This is a genomic window from Streptomyces sp. NPDC000594, assembly GCF_040299965.1.
Lineage (GTDB): Bacteria > Actinomycetota > Actinomycetes > Streptomycetales > Streptomycetaceae > Streptomyces.
In genome coordinates this window covers 59,713-78,352 of the sequence record NZ_JBEPCY010000010.1, presented here as the reverse complement: position 1 = coordinate 78,352, position 18,640 = coordinate 59,713, and the positions used below count along the sequence as shown (strand labels likewise).

At 73.1% G+C, this 18,640-nt stretch carries 15 protein-coding genes; 3 read left to right on the top strand and 12 right to left on the bottom strand.

Annotated features, from left to right (window positions below; genetic code table 11):
- Nucleotides 1-26: 26 nt before the first annotated feature.
- Nucleotides 27-1,343, bottom strand: coding sequence for a sensor histidine kinase (locus ABT354_RS16765; protein ID WP_351494253.1), 1,317 nt, complete (start codon nt 1,341-1,343; stop codon nt 27-29).
- Nucleotides 1,340-2,002 carry a response regulator transcription factor gene (locus ABT354_RS16760; RefSeq protein WP_351494252.1) on the bottom strand — a complete coding sequence of 221 codons (663 nt, stop codon included), beginning with the start codon at nt 2,000-2,002 and terminating at the stop codon, nt 1,340-1,342. Before ABT354_RS16760 ends, ABT354_RS16765 begins: the two co-directional genes overlap by 4 nt.
- A gap of 195 nt (nt 2,003-2,197) precedes the next feature.
- Between ABT354_RS16760 and ABT354_RS16755 the strand changes: the two genes are divergently transcribed.
- From ABT354_RS16755 to ABT354_RS16745, 3 genes are all read left to right on the top strand, one after another.
- A complete protein-coding gene (locus ABT354_RS16755; RefSeq protein WP_351494250.1) occupies nt 2,198-3,655 on the top strand; it encodes an ABC transporter permease in 1,458 nt (485 codons plus the stop codon).
- A 4-nt stretch (nt 3,656-3,659) separates the two neighbouring features.
- Complete coding sequence (locus ABT354_RS16750) at nt 3,660-4,346, top strand: ABC transporter ATP-binding protein (protein ID WP_351494248.1); 687 nt, start codon at nt 3,660-3,662, stop codon at nt 4,344-4,346.
- A gap of 130 nt (nt 4,347-4,476) precedes the next feature.
- Nucleotides 4,477-6,009, top strand: a complete 1,533-nt coding sequence (locus ABT354_RS16745; protein ID WP_351494246.1) for a hypothetical protein — start codon at nt 4,477-4,479, stop codon at nt 6,007-6,009.
- A 64-nt stretch (nt 6,010-6,073) separates the two neighbouring features.
- On the opposite strand, the gene ABT354_RS16740 is transcribed toward ABT354_RS16745, so the two are convergent.
- The 10 genes from ABT354_RS16740 to eccD all read right to left on the bottom strand — a co-directional run bounded on the left by ABT354_RS16740 (nt 6,074) and on the right by eccD (nt 18,597).
- The gene (locus tag ABT354_RS16740; RefSeq protein ID WP_351494244.1) at nt 6,074-10,798 is read right to left on the bottom strand and encodes a WXG100-like domain-containing protein; all 4,725 of its coding nucleotides are present in this window, start codon (nt 10,796-10,798) and stop codon (nt 6,074-6,076) included.
- Between the two features lie 98 nt (nt 10,799-10,896).
- Nucleotides 10,897-11,322: a hypothetical protein gene (locus ABT354_RS16735; RefSeq protein ID WP_351494242.1), complete on the bottom strand. Its 426-nt coding sequence runs from the start codon at nt 11,320-11,322 to the stop codon at nt 10,897-10,899.
- A gap of 12 nt (nt 11,323-11,334) precedes the next feature.
- Nucleotides 11,335-11,832, bottom strand: coding sequence for a YbaB/EbfC family nucleoid-associated protein (locus ABT354_RS16730; protein ID WP_351494240.1), 498 nt, complete (start codon nt 11,830-11,832; stop codon nt 11,335-11,337).
- Nucleotides 11,833-11,886: 54 nt separating this feature from the next.
- Nucleotides 11,887-12,321, bottom strand: coding sequence for a hypothetical protein (locus ABT354_RS16725; protein ID WP_351494238.1), 435 nt, complete (start codon nt 12,319-12,321; stop codon nt 11,887-11,889).
- A gap of 121 nt (nt 12,322-12,442) precedes the next feature.
- Nucleotides 12,443-13,825: a hypothetical protein gene (locus tag ABT354_RS16720; protein WP_351494236.1), complete on the bottom strand. Its 1,383-nt coding sequence runs from the start codon at nt 13,823-13,825 to the stop codon at nt 12,443-12,445.
- Between the two features lie 63 nt (nt 13,826-13,888).
- Nucleotides 13,889-14,599 carry a hypothetical protein gene (locus tag ABT354_RS16715; RefSeq protein WP_351494234.1) on the bottom strand — a complete coding sequence of 237 codons (711 nt, stop codon included), beginning with the start codon at nt 14,597-14,599 and terminating at the stop codon, nt 13,889-13,891.
- A 152-nt stretch (nt 14,600-14,751) separates the two neighbouring features.
- A complete protein-coding gene (locus ABT354_RS16710) occupies nt 14,752-15,081 on the bottom strand; it encodes a WXG100 family type VII secretion target (protein WP_351494232.1) in 330 nt (109 codons plus the stop codon).
- 139 nt (nt 15,082-15,220) lie between these two features.
- On the bottom strand, nt 15,221-15,550 hold the full coding sequence (locus ABT354_RS16705) for a WXG100 family type VII secretion target (protein WP_351494230.1): 330 nt from the start codon (nt 15,548-15,550) through the stop codon (nt 15,221-15,223).
- Nucleotides 15,551-15,615: 65 nt separating this feature from the next.
- Nucleotides 15,616-17,133 carry a type VII secretion protein EccB gene (eccB, locus tag ABT354_RS16700; RefSeq protein ID WP_351494228.1) on the bottom strand — a complete coding sequence of 506 codons (1,518 nt, stop codon included), beginning with the start codon at nt 17,131-17,133 and terminating at the stop codon, nt 15,616-15,618.
- 78 nt (nt 17,134-17,211) lie between these two features.
- Nucleotides 17,212-18,597, bottom strand: coding sequence for a type VII secretion integral membrane protein EccD (gene eccD, locus ABT354_RS16695; RefSeq protein ID WP_351494226.1), 1,386 nt, complete (start codon nt 18,595-18,597; stop codon nt 17,212-17,214).
- Nucleotides 18,598-18,640 lie beyond the last annotated feature (43 nt).

The window sequence follows — 18,640 nt, the reverse complement described above, 5'->3', positions numbered from 1 at the left end:
GCCGGCCCTCCACCGGTGGGTGGCGCTCAGCGGCGGGTGCCCGCCTCCGGCCGCCGGGCCGGCAGTTCGGCGCGTACGGTCAGACCGCCGTCGGGGTTGGCGTGCGCGGTGACGGTGCCCTGGTGGGCATGGACGATCGAGCGGACGATGGCGAGTCCCAGGCCATGGCCGGAGCGGTCGCTGGTGACCCGGGACTGCGGCCGGTAGAAGGGCTCGAACAGACGCCGGGCGACGATCTCGTCGATGGGCCGCCCGGTGTTCTCCACCTCGACGACGATCCCCTGCTCGCGCAGGACCGCGAGATGGACCGAGCCGCCGGGCCGGTTGTAGGCCAGGGCGTTGTCGAGGAGGTTGAGCAGGAGCTGGCGGAGCAGGGTGGTGTTGCCGGGGACGGTGCAGCCGGGCTCGGTGTCGAGGGTGAGGCGCAGGCCCGCCGTGGCCGCCCGCTCGGTGCGTTCGGCGGCGGCGCCGGTGGCGAGGGCCGTGAGGTCGACGGGTTCGGGGTCGAAGGGGGCATGGTCGGCGGCGGCCAGGTCGAGGAGGGCCTTGACGATGGTGATGTTGCGTTCGTTCGTCTCGACGAGCATCGGGACCAGCTCGGCCAACTCCTCGCCGCTGGGGTCGGCGGCGGCGATCTGCAACACGGCGCGGGTGGTGGCCAGCGGGGTGAGCAGTTCGTGCGAGGCGTTGGCCGCGAAGCGCTGATGGGCGGCGAAGGACTCCGCCAGCCGGGCCAGCATGGTGTCGAAGGTGTCGGCGAGCCGCTTCAGCTCATCGGAGGGGCCCTCGGCACGGATGCGGTACTGCAACTGCCCCTCGGCGGCCCTCGCGGCGGCCTCGCCGATGACACCGAGGGGCGCGAGCAGGCGCTTCGAGAGCCGCCAGCCGACCGCCAGGCCGATCGCCATCACCAGGAGGAGCCCGCCGACGGACAGCCGCAGCAGGGTGTTCCAGACATCCTCCTTGCTGCGGATCGACCCGTCCATCAGGGGGCCCCGGCTGACCCCCGGCGGAATGTCGACCTCGGGGAAGGACCCCCCGGCATCGGACATCCGGGGCGGCACCCCGGAGTCCATGATGACGAGGGTGTCCTGGAAGTCGTACGTCGGCACGAACCGCATACCGGCGTAGATGACGGCGACCATCAGTACGGCCGAGGCGACGAGCGCGCCCGCGAAGCCGAGGAAGAGCCGGGCGTGGATGCTCCGGCTCCGCCCGAACCGACGCAGGATCGATCGACCCAGGACCGGTCGGCCCCGGACCGGTCGGCCCCGGACCGGGCGACGCAGCACCGGGCGGCCCAGGACCAGGCGGCCCAGGACGGGCCAGGAGGGCCGCCTCACTCGGTGCCCAGGTAGTAGCCGGCGCTGATCGCCGTCCGTACCAGCCGGGGCTCGCCGAGCTTGCGGCGCAGGGTGTGCACCACGAGCCGTACCGCGTTGGTGAAGGGATCCGTGTGCGCGTCCCACGCCTTGTCCAGCAGGTACTCGGTGCTCAGCACACCGCCGTCGGCGCGCATCAGCAGCTCCAGCACGGCCAGTTCCTTCGGTGTGAGCCGTACCTCCCGCCCCGCGCGCAGCACCCGGCGGCGATGGGTGTCGAAGGCCAGATCCGCGAAGGTGAGGACGGGGGCGTGGGCCATGGGGCTGCGCCGGTACAGGGCCCTTAGCCGGGCGACGAGTTCGGGGAAGTCGAAGGGTTTCGCCAGATAGTCGTCGGCACCGAGGCCGAGCCCTTCGACCTTGTCGCCCAGGCGCCCGGCGGCGGTCAGCATGAGGACCCGGCACTCCAGCCGCAGGGCGACGACGCGCCGGCAGACCTCGTCGCCGTGGACACCGGGCAGATCACGGTCGAGGACGACGGCGTCGTAGTCGTAGACCGCCAGCCTCTCCAGCGCGGCCGTCCCGTCGTGCACCACATCGACGGCGATGGCCTCGCGGCGCAGCCCGATCTCCAGGACCCGGGCCATGTACCGCTCGTCCTCCACCACCAGTACGCGCACGGCCCCCGACACCCTTTCCTGTGAATTTCCGGAGGCATTCGCCGTCCCGGCCCAACAGATTTATCAGATACGGGATATGAGCCGTGTATGAGCCATCGTCCGGCCCGCGCATGTGGCAAACACGGCTCAAAACCGTGTCTGGCTACGGTGACATGCGGATTCACCAATATGTCGGGCAGGGAGTTGTCGTAAGCAATGAATCTCTTCAAACGGGCGTGGTGGCGGCTGAGCAGTCATCTCGGAAAGACCGTGATGCTGGTCGGTCTCTTCTTTGTCATCTGCACCCTGGTGCTCTCCGGATTTCTCATCCGGTCGGCGGCGGCCCGCGCGGCCGAGGAGGCCAAGGCGAGCGTCGGCGCCGTCGCCACCATGCAGCTGGATGTGAACGCCCTGATCGGATCGGGGCAGGGCACCGAGTCCAACGGCTCGATACCCGGAACGATCGGTCCGGGCGGTGACCTGCGGCGCGGCCTGGTCGACCGGATCTGCGAGTCGCCCGTGGTCAAGCGGTGCAACTACACAACGGACTCGGGCGCCGCCCCCACCGGCGGCTCGAAGCTGTACCGGGCGGTGCCCCGCCCGGCCGGCACCATCGACGACGGCCTCGACCTCTTCGCGGCCGACGGGGTGCGCGATCAGCGGTCGGTCGCCGAATTCCGCAACGGCGACGCGAAGATGGTCGCCGGGCGGGGAATCGGCCCGAAGAGCCGGAGCGACGAGGTCGTGGTCGAGCAGCGGCTGGCCCAGCAGAACCGCTGGAAGGTCGGCGACCGGATCAGGCTCCAGGTCGGCCGGCTGCCGGAGATCGGCAAGAAGAGGAACACGGACCGGTTCGGGTTCACGGTCGTCGGTGTCTACGCCGGCGGCACCCCGGACAGCGACCAGTACGTACCGGCCATGATGGATCCGGTGAACCAGCTGTACGTCACCCCCGACGGCGCCACCCGGCTCCTCGGCAAGAAGCCGGGCACCGGCGGGGGCGTGGTCGACCAGGCCACCTTCACCCTCGCCGACCCGGCGCATCTGGACCGGCTGAAGAAGGACGCGGAAGCACACGGCGCCGACCTCGACATCTTCCCGATGACGGTCAACGACAAGCAGTACAAACAGCTTGTCGGGCCCATCGGCAGGACCGCGGACTTCGCGACCGTCACCGTATGGATCGTCGCCCTCGCCGGCACCGTGATCCTCGCCCTGATCATCGCCTCCTCGCTGCGCGAGCGCCGCAAGGAGCTGGGCATCCTGCTCTCGCTCGGCGAGAAGAAGCCCAAGCTGCTCGGCCAGCATCTGGTGGAGGTCGTCGCCTGCGCGGTGATCGCGGTGGGCCTCGCCTCGGCGGGCAGCCAGTATCTGTCCGAGGCCATGGGCGGCCGACTGCTGGCCGGCGAGGTGTCCTCGGCCAAGGACTCCGCGGCGAACGCGGCCAACGGACCCGACCCCAGCGCCGTCACCGGCGCCGGAGGCGCCATCCCCCTCGTGCCGGAGGAGGAGCCCGGGGCCGAGCCCATCGACTCGCTCGACGTACGCCTCGGCGCCGCCGACATCGCCAGGGTCGGCGCCACCGGCCTCGGCATCGCCGTCCTGGCCACCCTCATCCCCGGCGCGCGTGTGCTGCGCCTCAATCCGCGTGACATCCTGACGAAGGGCGACTGAAGCGATGACCTCCCCCCTCCAGGACCCGGTCCTCGAACTCACCGGGGTGACCCGCTCCTACCAGAGCGGCAACCGCAGGCGCACCGTGCTCAGGGGCATCAGCCATGCCTTCGAACCGGGCCGTATGTATGCCGTGATCGGCCCCTCCGGCAGCGGCAAGACCACCCTGCTCTCGCTGGTCGGCGGCCTGGACTCACCGAGCGCCGGCAGCGTCCGCTTCCGTGGCCGGGATGTCGCGGACCTGGGTCTCGGCCGCTATCGCAACCGTCATGTGGCCACCGTCTTCCAGTCGTTGAACCTGCTGACGTATATGACGGCGGTCCAGAACATCACCTCCGCCATGGAGATCACCGGGGTGCGGCGGGGCGACAAACGGCAGCGCGCGGTCGAACTGCTGGACCTGCTCGGGGTGGACGCCGCCGACCACCACCGCCGGACCCTGCGACTCTCCGGCGGGCAGCAGCAGCGCGTCGCCATCGCCCGCGCGCTCGCCTGCGAGGTCGACATCCTCTGCGCGGACGAACCCACCGGCAGCCTCGACCACGAGACGGCGGGCGGGATCATCGCCGTGTTCCAGAAGCTGGCGCACGATGAGGGCAAGTGCGTGGTGGTGGTCACCCACTCCCGCCAGGTGGCCGACGCCTCGGACGAGGTGCTCCAGCTCAAGCGGGGCAAGCTCGGCGCACGGTAGACGCGACGGGTCCCACCCCACGGTCCGACGGTGGCCCCGGGGGGGGTGCGGCGTGAACCCGGGCCCGGGTGATGCCGTGCTGCGGTGCAGGACAGGAAGAGCGCTCCCCCGCGACGCGTGAGGATCCCGTATGCCCCAGCACGCACCCCAGACCCGTCCCGGCCGTGCGGCCGGTGCCGCCGCGGTCCTCGCCGGTCTGCTGCTGACCGGCGGGAGCATGGCCGACCGGGCCGTCGCCGCGCCCGGCCGGGACGGTCCGGTGCCCGTGGCCGACACCCCCGGGGCGGAGCGGGTGAAGTACTACGTCGTGCTGGAACAGCCCTCCGGGGAGCCGGAGTTCCTCTTCGGCATCGCCCGGAGGACCCTGGGCGACGGCAATCGCTTCCAGGAGATCTTCGAGCTGAACCAGGGCCGCCGCCAGCCCGACGGCCGGGCGATGGACGGCACCACCGATGTCCCGGCGGGCTGGATCCTGCGGCTGCCGCCGGACGCGGCCGGTCCGGAGGTACGGTTCGGCGTCCTCCCCGCGCGGGTGGCCGACGCGGTACCGCCCGGTGTCCCCGCACCCTCGGACCCGGGGGCCGTGGCCACCGCGCCGCCCGGAGGGTCGTACAGCGCGCTCACCCTGACCGCCGCCGTCGGCGGGGCACTCGCCCTCGGCGCGGGAACGGCCACCCTCGTCCTGCGCCGCCGCCATCGCCTCGGGGGGACGCCCGCCGCCGGGGCCGTACCCCGGGATCCGGCGCGCCGTTCCGGGACCGGGCGCCATGGTGAGGTGTCCACACCGGAGTCCGTGACCGCGCCCGGCGACGGCGGCGGCGAGGACGACGACGGTCACGGTACGGGGGAGAGCCCCGGGGCGGGCGGGCCCTCGCGGCCCGTGGTGGCGGCCGTGCCGGCGTACGCGCACACCGGCACCGCCCGCGCCGCCCGCCCCGCGACCGTGGCGCCCGGGGCACCGGAGCCCGGAGCGCGGGAAGCCGAGGTGCGGGAAGCCGGGGCGCGGGAAGCCGGGACCCAGCACGCCGGAATGCCCGGCGCGCCCACCGGCCGCCGCCCCCGCACACCGCCACCGGCACGGCGCGCCCCGCAGCCGGTCGCCCCCGCGTCCCCGGTCTCCGTCGTCTTCGGCGACGACCTCGTGGACATCGCCTTCGGCCACACCGATCCGTCCGGGAACGGCTCCCTCGCCTGGACCGCCGCCCCCTATGAACCACCCGCCGGCGGCACCGCGTTCGTCTGCGTCGGATCCGGTGAGCGCGGCTGTCTCTTCCTCGACCTCGCCCGTACCCCCGGGGTGGTCTCCGTCACCGGCGACCGGCCCGCCGTCCTGCGTCTGCTGGAGTCACTCGCCCTCCAGCTCGCCGACGGCACCGCCCCGGTCCCGGTGCGCGCCTTCGCCCTGGGCCCGGCGGGCTCGTCGGACACCTTTGCCGGGCTGGAGGTGCTGACCTCCCCGAACGAGGCGGCCACCCGGCTCGGCGAACCGGGCACGGCCGCCCTCGTCGTCCTCTTCGCCGCACCCTCGGGCCCGGCGGACCTCGCCGCCGTCCAGACCACCGCCTCCGCCGTGCCCGACCCGGTGGTGGTGGTCCTCCTCGGCGACACGGAGCGCACGGCCTGGCGGCTCACGGTCCGGGAGAGCGCGGCGGCCGGAGTCTGACCGGCGGCACGACGGACCCCGACCTCCCCGGACCTCCCCGCGCGGTACGGCCGGCTACGGCCGACTACGGCGGCGGAAACGACGGCGACGACCTGAACCGGACCGGCTTGAAGTGCTCCGCGATATAGGTGCCCTCCTGATACCCCTGGGCCCGGGGCCCCGCGAAGTCGAACAGATCCAGGACCGCCGGGGGCAGCGTCACCGTGTCCACGATCCCTCCTTCCTCCATCCGGGCATCGGTGATCTGGGTGAACAGGTTCGCCAGCTCCGGCCGTGAGGCGAGGAAACGGGCCACGCCCTCCCAGACCAGCTCCGCCTGTTGATGCCGGGCGATGGCCCGGTTCGCCTGGGTGGCGTGGAAGTCGCCCTCACGGTTGTACGCGTCCCGGATCAGCGACTGCACGATGTTCTGCGCGAAGGTCAGGGTCTTCTCACCACTGGGCGGTGCCTGGGACACCGGCTGTGCGGGCGGAACGATCCAGCTCGCGTCGCTGTTCACCGTGAGACCGCCCATACCGGGGAAGTCGGTGTAGAACCGCATACCCAGCTCCCTGGACAGATTGATCATCAGGCTCGGGCCGGTGCGGTTCATGATGGAGTTGCGGTGGACCTTGCCGTGCGGGGTGGTGAAGTACGTGTGCGGCAGATTGAGCGGCCCGAACAGCTCCTTCTGGTTCAACTGGTACTGCCCCGCGATGAGGTCGAGATACTTGTCGGCGACAGGATGGCCCTGGGGCATGGCCATGAACGAATTGCCCGCCGTGTGCGCGGTGGTGTGGAAGGCGTACGACTCGGGCGTCTGGAGCGCCGGTACGACCTGGGCCAGATCGGTGATGAGATTGTCACCGTCGGTGTAGATGCCGCCGAACCGGCGCACGATCTCCAGCCGCAGAATGTCGCTGGCGGCCGCGTACCCCAGTCCGATCTGTTTGTTCATCTCGGCCTTGAAGAAGGGGTGCAGCTTCATCGGGGTCTCGCTGTTGAAGATCTCGTCGACGTTCAGCAGCATGACATTGCTCTCCTGGGCCCAGGTGACCATGGACCGGGCCGCGATCACCTCGGGGCTGTCGTCCGGTGACTCCGGTTCCAGCGCCTGGTCGACGATCGACCGGGGGACATCGGTCCACAGGGCCGCCATCGCGGACCCCTGGTACTGCTGTGCCATCTTGCCCATGTTGAGCCGGAAGTTCTTCATCGCACCGGTGTCCCCGAGCGGCCCGCCGAGCCAGATGGAGTGGATCACCCAGGGCGTCTGCAACTGGGCGGGCAGCGGGTCGAGGTTCCCGCCCGGTGCCCAGGCGGTGGGGTTGTCGACGCTGTGCTGGATGACCCAGGCGGGGTCGCCCTGGATCCCCGCGGGGTCGACCTCGTCACGCCCCGGCAGACCGCCCGCGACCATATCCATGGCGTAGAGGAAGTTGGTGACCTTGTCCCCGGTGAGCTGGGAGAAGTCCAGCCCGGCGAGAAAGGGCGGGACCGGTGCCGGGTCCCGCAGCCCGAAGACATCGGGGCCCAGCAGCGACTCCTGGGGCCGGGGGGCGAAGCCGGGCGCGTCCGGGGAGCGGGCGGTGTCCAGCAGATCCCGGAGGAGCTGGTCCGCGGACTGGTAGACGGGAGGGGGCTCCTGACTGGTCGGGGGCACCACCTCGATGTCGGTCTCGGTGTCGGGAGCCGTCTCGGACTCCGATGGTGACTGTGGCCGCGGCTCCGGGGGTGTCCCGTCACCCGTGAACGGCACATCGTTCACCACCGGCCCCGAGTCCAGCGTGTTCTCGATCTCCGCCAGATACTCCTGTGGAAGGAGCCCGTCCGGCAGCTTCTTCTGGTTCGCCATGATGCCGGTGGTCTGCGCCTTGTCCGGGGCGTTCCGGAAGAGCGTCGCGTTGTCCTGGCCGTAGTCGCCCAGACCGGTGTAGTGGAGCACCTCATGGAGCAGTTTGCCCGCGTCCTTCGCCTCCTGGGCGGGTGTGGCCCCCGGCCCGTGAAGGTTGAAGTGCAACTGGTCGGAGCGGCCGGGGTCGGCGGAGTAGGTGACCGTGATCCCCTCTCCCCCGGGTCGTGCGGTGGGTTTCAGCGCGATATCGATATGCAGCTGATCGCCCGATCTGGGCAGGGTGTAACCGGTGTTCACCTGGGCGTCGAGAAGGTCCTGGATCCGCTGCTCCAGCGCGGCCACCCCCTCGGGGGTGAGGCCCTTGCCCGCCGGGCCGACCTTGACCGGCAGGGTGATCGTCAGCCCTCGTATCCAACTCCCGTCCGATGCCTGGAAGCGGCTCACATCCGGCCGGATCAGGGTCTGCGTACCGCCGAGTTGTCCGTTCCCCGCCGTCGCCAGCGGATCCGCAGCGGGGTCGAACCGCTCGGTCCGCAGCGGGACGGGGGTGACATGCGCCTTCAGCGCCGCGATCTCCTGCGTGGAGACCGGATGCGGGGAGGGCGGGACCGGCGTCGGGCCCTTCCGCCCGCTCTTCTGCCCGGCCTTCTGCCCGGCTCCGGGGGTGCCCTGTGGTCGCCCGCTCCCGGCCGGGGGCGCGGTCTGCGGTGTCGACACGGGTGGCGGGGGCGGGGGCGGGGCCACCGGAGGCCCTCCCGGCGACGCGGGTACGGCACCCGGGGCGGCGGCGGGCCCGGTCTGCGGCGCGGACGGGGTGCCGCCCGGCGCACCCGGCTGCTGCTCCGGGGCTCTGGGCGCCGCCGAGGGCACCGTGGAGACATCCGCGGTGCCGCCGCCCGGCCGCTCCTGGGGGCTCTGCGAGAGCGTCGTACTCTCACCGCCGTTCCCGGAGAGCCGGGGTACGGAGTCCGGGCCGCCGCCCGGGGTCGCGGGCCCCGTGGGTACGGAGCCACCGGACGGCGCCGGGGCGTCCTGCGCGGGGGCGGGGGCGCTCTCCGGGGCCGGGGCCGTGGGCGGAGCGGCGGATGTCCCTCCGCCGGGCGCGGGCGCGTCCAGAAGCCCTGCGGGAGCGTCCAGAAGCCCTGCGGGAGCGTCCGGGAGCCCTGCGGGAGCGCCGTCACCCGGTGCGGGCCGCGTACCGGTGTCGGTTACGGGACCGGTGTCCATGGACCCACCGGGCTCGGGCCGGTCGGCAGCGGACGTATCCGGTACGGGGCCATCCGCCACCGATGGGCCAGGCCCGGGCCCCGGGGTCGGTTCCGGTACGGGTGCCGGGGAGGCGGCAGGCCCTGACGGATCCGGCCGGTCGGGTACGGGTCCGTCCACCACGGAGGGGCCGGGCCCCGGGCCCTCCGTCACCAGGCTGCTCTGTCCGGGACCGGCGGGCGACCCGGAAAGGTCGGCCGTCGACGTCGGCCCGGGAGCGGGCGCCGGGGTCGGGGACGGCGACGGGGACGGAGCCGGCCCGGGGGCGGAGTCCGGGGCCGGGCCGGGGGAAACGGCGGACCCTGACGGACCCGGCCGATCCGGTACGGGCCCGTCCGTCACCAAATTGCTCGGCCCGGGACCAGCAGGCGACCCGGGAAGACCGGCCGTCGGCGCCGGAGCGGGCGCCGGAGCAGGGGACGGCGTCGGAGCGGGAGCCGGGTCCCCGGCAGGACCGGGTGCGGGACCAGGACCGAGCGCGGGCGCGGCCGGAGGCTCTGGCGCGGGGGCCGAGGCCGGCTGATCCGGCCCGGGGCCGGAGTACGCGGGCGGCGCGTCCCCGTACGGCGGTGGCGGATCGCCCGGATCGCCGGTCCGCGCGGGACCGCCCGTCGGGAGCCCCCCGGGCGCGCCCGCCGGAGGGTCGATGAACGTCCCCGTCGCCGGGTCGACCATCCCGGTCTTGCCGCTGAACAGCCCGATACCCGGGCCGGGCAGCGGGGCCCCGGTCGACGTGCCCTTCTCCAGATAGAGGTTGACATCGAGGTTGGGGATGTCGAAGTTCATGGCCGGGACCGGCACATTCACCTTGTTGAACACATTGGTGTTCTTCGCCTTGTGGTTCAGAGCCTCGGCGGACCCCTCGAAGAAGCCGCCCGCGAACGGCCGGTCCCCGGGGTTGTCGTACTGGGCCTGCGGGTCGAAGAGCGGCATCAGCCCGGCGAGGACATGTTCCGTCAGCCCTTCGGTGAGGGTGTTGTTGATGATGCCCCCGAAGCCCGTCGACCCGAAGATCTTGCCCAGCCCCTTGCCGATCCCGAAGCCGATGACCCCCGCCCCCGCGCCCAGCGCCGCGGTCTTGCCCAGCTCCGCGAAGTCCAGCCCGTCCCGGTGCCCCCGGAAGATCTGGACGACCTGCGCGAGCAGATTCATCCCGCCCATCATCAGCGCGCCCTTGAGGATGGACTTGATGAGCTGGGTGATCAGCTTCCGGATCAGCAGGATGGTGGTCTTGATGAGGGCAGCCCCCACCACGGAAGCGGCCCCGAACGTGATCACCAGCGAGATCGCGGCGGCCAGCAGCTCCACGAAGACCAGCGCGGCCATGCCGATGATGGTGATCTTCGAGGTCTCCACATTGTTGGACGAGGTCTGGAGCGCCTCGCCCATCATGCCGGAGCCCATGATCAACCCCGGGAAGGCGCCCGGGTTCTGCTCGCTCCCGTCCCCCTGGGCGAACTTCTCCGTCATGGCGAGAAAGGCCCGCGCGCCCTCGCCCCGGGTGATGGTGAGGACATCCCGCACCGCCGTCATGAACAGCGGATCCAGCGGTTTGGTGTCCTCGCAGGCGTCCTTGAGGGCACGGGCCCGGCGGAGGATGTCCATCTCGCTGACATCGGGCCAGCTCTCGCCCGCCACCATGGCGAGCATCTCCGCCAGCTCCGGGGGCGGATCGATGTCGCCTTCCATCCGGATGCCTCCAGGGGCCGTGTCGGGCGTCGCCGGATCCGCCCGACGGGAGGGGGCGGAGCGGCGGTGGGGAATGCCCCTGCGGTACGGGGTGGAACTCAGCCGCCGCGTTTGGTCCCGGCCGCCGGGGCGGGGGCGTCGGCGTTCCCCGGGGCGGGGGCCGGGGTGGAGCCGGCGGACTCGGGAATCCTGTTGCTCAGCCCGATGACGACCTCCTGGCCGGTCCGCTCGGCCATCTCGCCCGCCTTGGCCATGCCCTCCACGACCTTGCCGGTGCCGGTGACACCCTCGGCCACCGAGGTGTAGCCGGCGACCACCTTGTGGGCCTCGGACAGCACCTTCATGACGGCCTGGTAGGTCTCATTGGCGGGGTTCCCCTCCAGCGGTTCCGCGGCGACGAAGGCGATGTCCGTCTCGATGGTCCGCAGCCCCGCCGCGACCTCCTCCAGCCGGGGGACGATCCGCCGCATCTGCGAGGGGACGAAGACGATCTCCTCGTCCTCCTTGTTCCTGATCACTGCCATGGCGGTCGGTTCCTACCCCTCGTCCTCGGGATCGGCCAGGGCGGACCGTCCCGTTCCGCCCCGGGCCGGGCGGCCGCTCGCCGCCCGGGGTTCCTCGGGGGCGTCCAGGCCGCCGCGGAGCGCCCGGAAGAACTCCGCGTTCGCCGGGTCGTCCCGGCCCGGCAGCAGATCCCAGAGGGAGACCCCGTCCACGGTGGGGGCGGAGTCGTCCCCCAGCACCGGCTCGGCCGTCAGCCGGGCGCGGGTCATCAGCTCCCGCCGGGCCGCGTCGACCGTGGCCACGATCGTCTCCGCCAGCCGCGCGGGCGGCAGTGAGCGGTACCCGGTGCCCCGGAAGGTCAGCGAGGTCAGCTCACCCCGGGAGTCCACCGCCACCGTGAGCAGGCGGTCGGGCGACTCGGCCGTCGTGGACAGGGTGCCGAGCTGCCGCTGGACATCGAGGAAGGTGTCCCGGGCCTTCCCCAGATCGTCCATGATCTCTTTGAGCAGTGCCTCGCTGGACGGCTTCATGGTCTCCTCCTTGGGTCTCTACTCCTTGGGTCTCTACCGGGCCACGGCGGCCGGTCAGGCGATGTACGCCTCCATCGGCACCACCGGCTCGGGCGGCGGCGGGGGCTTGGCGTCGAAGTTGACGGCGTTCGCCCGGAGCAGCGCGTCGAAGGCGCGCTTCAGTTCGAGGATGTCCTCGCCCGCCGCCCGGGCCGGCGCGTCGCGGCTCCTGGTGATCATGGCGAGTTCACGGAGGAATCCGGTCAGATCCTTGACGATCCTGGTGAACGCCTCGGCGCCCTCACCGGTCCACCCCGGAACCCCGCCCTCGCCCTGGAGCAGCCGGGCGGCCCGGGTGTCGACCGCGTCCGCGATGTCGAGCAGTTGCCCGGCCGCATCCGTGAATCCGGTGGCGGCGTCGAACCAGGGCTGGGGGTCGAGGCTGTTGACGGCGGTGATCGCCTTGTTGAGATAGTCCAGGTCGCCCTGGGAGGGAAGTGGTGTGGCCACGATGTGTCGGTCCCCTTCTCGTTCCGGTCCTCGTCCGGGTCGCGTTCCGTTCGCTGTTCCGCTTGCCGTTCCGGCCGTCGGCGTGACGGCCGGGCGGGGCGGTCAGGTGGGGCGGGGAGGCTCAGTCGCGGCCGAGCCGCCCGCCGCAGGAACCGCCGCCCCAGACGTCGTCCTCCTCGCTCAGCCAGGTCTGTGCCGCGCCCTGGTCCTGTTGCTGTTGCTGCTGTTGGAGGGGGGAGGCACCCATCCCGCCCATCGGCATCATGGGAGTTCCGCCGGTGGTTCCGGGGGTGCCGGGACCACCCGGCGGGAGCCCGCCGGGGCCGCCGGGGCCCCGCTGGGCGGTGGCCGCGTTCAGATCGGTCGGCACACCGGCCGCCGGCCCGGTCGGGCTGCCGGAGAGCAGACTGCCGGGGGTTCCCGTACCGCCGGGGCCCGTGCTCAGGCTCGCGGTGCCCATCGAGAGCGCGCCGGTGGGGGCACCGCCGAAGCCGCCCGCCGTGCCGACCGAGCCCACGGAACCGATCGAGCCGACGGAACCGACCGAACCGGCCGAGCCACCCGGGCCGGTGTCGCCGGTGAGGGAGGAGAGCTTGGTGTCACCGTCCGACGAGAGCCGCCCCAGCCCGTCGAAGCTCGCGTCGGAGAGGTCACCGCCGATCGGCCGGGAGCCGGGGCGACCGTACCCGTACCCGTCGCCGTCGCTGTCGCCGAGGAGGCCGTCGGTGCGCAGCGCGCCGGTGGGACCGGTGCCCACGTCACCGAGGGAGCCCCCGGAGCGGAGGGAGCCGGTGGGGGTGGCGCCGCCGTGGTCCCCGGCCGTCCCGGTCCGCAGGGCGTTGGTGCCGGAGTCGCCGAGGGAGGTCAGCCGCCCCGTGCCCGGGCCGAAGTCGGGTGTGCCGGAGGTGCCGGGCCGGGCGGTCCCCGGCTCGCGGTCGGCGCCGCCCGGGGTGCTGAGGCGACCGGTCGGCGGAGCCGGGGAACCGGGGCCACCGGCGGTGCCGGAGGGGAGCCCGCCCGTGGTCAGGCTCGCCGTACCCGGCCCGGTGATTCCCTTGTCGGGTCCGGGGACCGGCCCGGAGGTCGGCGAGCCACCGGGGCTGCCCGGCTGGCCGAGGATGCCCGTACCACCGGGACCGCCCGGCGCACCGGGGCCTTTGGGGTCGGCGGTGCTCAGGGAGGTCGGGGTCGTCAGGGGGGTCGGGGTCTTCGGGGAGGCCGGGGTCGGCGCACCCGGTGCCGGAGGCCGGCCCGCGAGGGGCCGGGTGCCGTTCTCCCGGGGGGTGACCGGCCTCCCACCGGCCGGTTTCGGTACGGACCCCCGCGACGCGGCGCCCGCCGCCCCGCCGTTCCCGCTGCCGGGGCGGCCCTTGAAGGTGGGGATGGTGTCCCCGTCCATCTGGCCCCGGCGGGTCCGGTGCCTGCCGGTGAAGGTGTCGAGTTCGGTACGGAGCGCCTGGATGGCGGCGGTGGCCCCGGGGCCGGTGAATTCGAAGACGGGCATCGGTCGCCCTCCGGGTCGTGGGGCTCGCACCCCTGATGTCTGCGGAACGGGACTGCGGATGCTTCAGGGCCTGCGGCCCGGGGTCTCGTCCACCGGGAGGTCGTTGGCCTCGGCGTCGTCCTTGGTGTCCAGCTTTCCGTCGTTGTCGCGGTCGTCGTACTCCTTCTCGAAGGTGTCCAGCCTTCCGTCGTTGTCGATGTCCGCGTCGCCGTCGACATACTGGATACCGTCCTTGACCCCGTTCCCGTCGCCGTCCTTGTCGGCGTCCTCGACCCTGCCGTCGTCGCCGATGTTGGGGTTCTCCCCGGCGCCCGGGGCCGGGGCGGAGCGGTCGTCGGCGATGCCGGACCGCTGCCCGGACTCCGCCTCCTGGGCCTTGGCGGTCCTCGCCTCCTGGACGTCGATGAACTCCGAGGTCTCCTGGACCAGCCGCCCCAGCTCGTCGGCCTGTGCCTGGGCGAGGTCCTCGCTGGTGCGGTACAGCTCACTCGCCGTGACGAGGTCGCCGCCGAGGGTCCCGAAGAAGTCGGCGAGCAGCTCCAGTTCCTCCAGGATCAGATCGCGTACCCCGACCGTGGACGCCGTGAGGTCCACGGTCCCGGGGAAGAAGCCCGCGTCCACCTCCGGGACCACGACGGCCCGGACCCGGCGCAGGGTCTCCCGCAGCCCGGGGCCGTCGGCCGTACCGTCGGCCGCCGTCTCCCTCATGAACTCGCCGAAGATCCGCAGATCCCTGGGTTCCGCGGCGATCTCGGGGCCGCTGCTGCCCGCCATCGGTCATGCACCTGCTTCCTGACTGGTCCGGTGGTACGCCCTGCGCCGGTGGTGCCCGTTCCCATGCCCGTGCCCGTGTGCGGTCCGGGGTGCCCGTATGCGGTCCGGGGTGGCGGGGTGCGCACGGGTGAGCCGTGCGCACCCCGCCCGGCTCAGCCGGCCATGATCTGCGCGGCCTTCCGGTCACCGGACTTGTAGATCTGCGCGACGTTCCCGACCACCTCACCGGCGCCGCCGAGGCAGCGCTGGAGCTCCTCCATCGCCGCGTTCCAGCGGCGCTGGCAGTCCTCGAAGACCGGCTTGGCGCCGTCGGTGGGGTCCTCGCTCTGCCAGGCGGTGAGCGTGGGGTGGATATCGCTGTTCAGCGTGGTGATGACCTCGTTGGTCCGGTTCGCCGCGGCGATGATGGCCTCCATGGAGCCCTGCATGGCCTCGGTGTTGGAGATGAATCCGTCGCCGTCGTAGTCCGCGTTGATCGCCATGGTCTCTCTTCCTCTCGGGGGCCGCGCCCGGCGCGGCGGGGGGCCACCGGGCCCGCCGGGCCCGGTGGTGGCGAGGCCGCACAGCCGATGGGGCGGCGGCGGAGGAGGCGCCGGGCGGGGTCGGCGGCCCGGCGGTGGCTCACTTGCCCTGGAGCGCGCCTTCCAGGACCCGGTTCATCTCGTCGACCGCGAGCAGCGCGTCCTCGTCCGTGGCGATCTGCGCCCCGGTGATCTGCTCGATCTTGGTCTCGATCTCCTCCAGCGCCTTGAGGGCGTTCTGCATCTCGTTGTTGAAGGTGTTCATCATGCGCTGGAACGAGCTGGACGAGCCGGCCTGCCAGTACTTGCTCAGCTCCGTCACGGTCGCGCTGGCGGCCTCGTGTTCCCGCCGCAGCTCGTTGCCGGCGGTGACGAGCATGTCGTGGGCCTTGTTCATCTGGGCGAAGCTGGTGGAGTTCACTCCGGACATCTCGGGCTCCTTCGGTGTCGGGTGTCCCCGCGTGTGTCGGGTGTCAGGGGTTCACATGGGTGTGGTCAGGTGTTCGTCCCGGGTGCCGGGTCGGGCTGGTCGGGCGGGGCAGGCGGGGGCGCGACGCCCGGGTCGGCGGCCAGCGGGCGCCGGGCGCTCGTGGGGTCGAGCACCGGCCCCGTCGGGACCAGGGAGAGAATCCGCCCGGGTACCGGAACCGGCGCGACCCCGCCGTAGCCGAGGGTCCCGGCGACCTCCGGCGTCGCCAGGGGGTACTTGACCCCGGCGTCCGTGACCAGGAAGAGCGTGGGGCTGGTGTCCCCGGCGGTGGACTCCTCCTGGGCGAGCACGCCCCGTCCGGCGGGTACCACCACCCGGTCGGCGAGGGCTCCGCCGTCCGCGGCCGGGGAGCCGGGCCGGGCCAGCCCCGCGGGCTCCGGATCCCGGCCCGCCGGACCGGTGCGTACCGCCAGCCGGACGGAGGCGGGGGCCTGTGGCCCCCGGCCCGGTTCGACGGCGACACACGGGACCAGTCCGGTGCCGGGGTCGGCGACCGGTACCGGGGGCACGGGCGGCAGCCCGGCCCGGTTCAGCGGCCGGTTGGTGATCGCGGTCTGGGCCACCGCGCCCGGGCTCACCGGGACGGCGACCGGGTCCCCCGCCGGGTAGGCGGGCGCGGTCCTCGGGTCGCCGAGGACCAGCGCGGCCTCCGTCGCGGTGAGCGGGGTGATCCCCTCCGCCCAGACCAGGAAGTGACGGTCGTTCACCTCGTCGCGGACGACCTGCCCGATCCGGGTGGCGAGGCCGCCGATGGCCACCCCCGCCCCGCCGCGCCCCGGGACGTCGTCCTGTTCCAGCCCCGGCCCCTCGGTCAGGGTGTTCAGCCAGGCGTCGCCGACGGTCAGCGGCGGGACATGGGAGAGCCCGAGCGCGGTCAGGGCGTTGGGGCCGGAGACCTCGTACCGCCGCCCGGTCCAGGCCAGATGCTGGGTACCGCCGCGCCCGGGCCCGGTGGAGACCCGCAGGGCCTCTCCCGGCCCGAGGATCCGCAGCCCCTCGGGACGTTCGCCGACATACACACTGACCTGCGGGACCCTCCGGCCCCTGCCGTCGTCGGCGGTCCCGGAGCAGACCGTCCAGCCGCCCCGGTCCAGACCGCGCGCCGGGGGCAGCCCCTCCGGCGCGCCGACGATCCCGACGGCCGGGCCCCGGGGCACCTCCCGGATCGCCTTCACCGTCACGGTCCTCGGTTTGAGGGCGCTGCCGCCGGTGATGAGCAGGGCGGAGGAGCGGTTGACCACGGGGTGCAGGGCGCCGCTGAGGTAGAGATAGCGGGCGCCGTTGTCCTTGACGACGACCAGGGTGCCCTCCTTCTGGAACCCCTTGCCGCTGCCGGGGGAGACAAAACCGAAGGCCGCGAAGCCGGCCAGGGCCACCACTGCGGCGACCCCGCCCGCCACCGTGCCGAAGGAGAACCGCCGCATCGGCACCTCCGGCGCGTCCGGCTCCCCGCGCACCAGGCCCGCCTGGACCCGGCTGAGGGTGAAGAGATGGGCCTGCACCTGGTCGCGGCGCGTCTGCATGGGAACCATCCGGGGTCGGTGAAGCGGGGCCTGACCGGCCCGCGACGGAGCGGAGAGAGGGACGGCGCCGCGCGCCGGTCAGCCGAAGAGGTCCAGCGCCCAGCCGTACGCGCCGAGGACGGCGAGCAGCACCGGCAGCACCGCGAGCCCGATCAGCAGCTCGCAGATCTCCGCCGCCCGCCCCCAGTAGGGGACGAGCCGACGCCCCGGCAGCACCCGGGCCGCCGCCAGCAGCAGCACCGTCACCACCAGCAGCACCGGCACGGCCACCGCCGGCCTCAGGACCGGCGGGAGCGAGTCGGCCAGCGCCGTTCCGGAGACCATCAGCGCCAGCACCGCCGGGATCAGCAGGGCGAGCCGCTGTCCCGTACCGCTCAGCGCCCGGGCCCGGAGCAGCAGCGTCGCGCAGCCGAGCCCGTAGAGGGTGGCCGGGGCCCAGCCGTCCGCCGGTTCCAGCGCCGCCAGCGAGGCCCCGCAGACCACTCCCACCGCCACGAAGAGCGCGGTCATGTAGTCGTCCGCGACGGCGGCGCGGGTGAGCACCCGGTCCGCGTCCACCGGTTCGATCTGGTCCTGCAACTCCTCACCTGTCGTGGGCAGCAGCGGCAGCCGCAGATCGGCGAGGCGGAACGCGGTCATCGGTACGGTGGCGTTGAGGACCAGCGCCACCACCAGGACCACCGCCGCCGCCTCGCCCCGGGCGAGCCCCGCCGTCAGCGCGAGAAGACCGCCGAGGGTCAGCGCGCACGCCACCGCCAGTGCCGCGGCGAAGGCGGGCAGCCAGCACGCCACCGCCGCCATCGCGACCACGGTGACGGTCAGCGCCGCCGCGCCCGCGCCCAGCACCTGGGCCGCGTCCGGGCCGCCGCCCGGTGTCGCGGGGGCCAGATATCCGGCGACACCGGCCGGCACCAGCGAGGCGAGGCCGAGGAGCCCGCCCGCCGCCGGGTCCGCCAGCAGCCGGGCCGCGACCGCCCCGGTGGCCAGCACCACCAGGGCGGCGCCGCCCGCCGTGGCCGCCCGCGCCACGAGCGGGCCGTCCAGCAGCAGTACCAGCGCGCACATCAGCGGCGCCAGCGCGGCCAGGGCCAGCAGGGTCCACCGGGAGAGCCGGTCCGACCAGCGGTCCGGGCGTGCCCGCACCCCGTCGGCGACACCGGTGATCAGATCGTCGTAGTCGAGGGCGGGCAGTTCGGCCCGGCGCGGACGCAGATGCAGGGTCTCGCCGTCGCGCACGGTCAGCGCGGCGAGGGTGCGCTCCTCGTCCAGCGGTGGTTCGCCCAGCCGCTGGACCACCCAGCCGTCGTGGTCGAGACCCCGGTCGGCCAGCTCCGGACCGGCCTGTGCCAGCAGGGCCGGCAGCAGGTCGTACAGCGGTACGTCCGAGGGGACCGCCATCTCCAGCGCGGAGTCGGGCGTCACCAGCATCATCCGGCAGAGCCCGCCGGTCGCGTTGCTGTTCACATCGCAACTGCACGCCGCCTTCCGGGGACGGGTTCAGAACTTC

Bases quoted from the DNA above. Each gene is read 5' to 3' on its own strand.
- ABT354_RS16755 (WP_351494250.1), top strand. From the start codon at position 2,198: ATGAATCTCTTCAAACGGGCGTGGTGGCGGCTGAGCAGTCATCTCGGA.
- ABT354_RS16750 (WP_351494248.1), top strand. From the start codon at position 3,660: ATGACCTCCCCCCTCCAGGACCCGGTCCTCGAACTCACCGGGGTGACC.
- ABT354_RS16745 (WP_351494246.1), top strand. From the start codon at position 4,477: ATGCCCCAGCACGCACCCCAGACCCGTCCCGGCCGTGCGGCCGGTGCC.
- ABT354_RS16740 (WP_351494244.1), bottom strand. From the start codon at position 10,798: ATGGAAGGCGACATCGATCCGCCCCCGGAGCTGGCGGAGATGCTCGCC.
- ABT354_RS16735 (WP_351494242.1), bottom strand. From the start codon at position 11,322: ATGGCAGTGATCAGGAACAAGGAGGACGAGGAGATCGTCTTCGTCCCC.
- ABT354_RS16730 (WP_351494240.1), bottom strand. From the start codon at position 11,832: ATGAAGCCGTCCAGCGAGGCACTGCTCAAAGAGATCATGGACGATCTG.
- ABT354_RS16720 (WP_351494236.1), bottom strand. From the start codon at position 13,825: ATGCCCGTCTTCGAATTCACCGGCCCCGGGGCCACCGCCGCCATCCAG.
- ABT354_RS16715 (WP_351494234.1), bottom strand. From the start codon at position 14,599: ATGGCGGGCAGCAGCGGCCCCGAGATCGCCGCGGAACCCAGGGATCTG.
- ABT354_RS16710 (WP_351494232.1), bottom strand. From the start codon at position 15,081: ATGGCGATCAACGCGGACTACGACGGCGACGGATTCATCTCCAACACC.
- ABT354_RS16705 (WP_351494230.1), bottom strand. From the start codon at position 15,550: ATGTCCGGAGTGAACTCCACCAGCTTCGCCCAGATGAACAAGGCCCAC.
- eccB (WP_351494228.1), bottom strand. From the start codon at position 17,133: ATGCAGACGCGCCGCGACCAGGTGCAGGCCCATCTCTTCACCCTCAGC.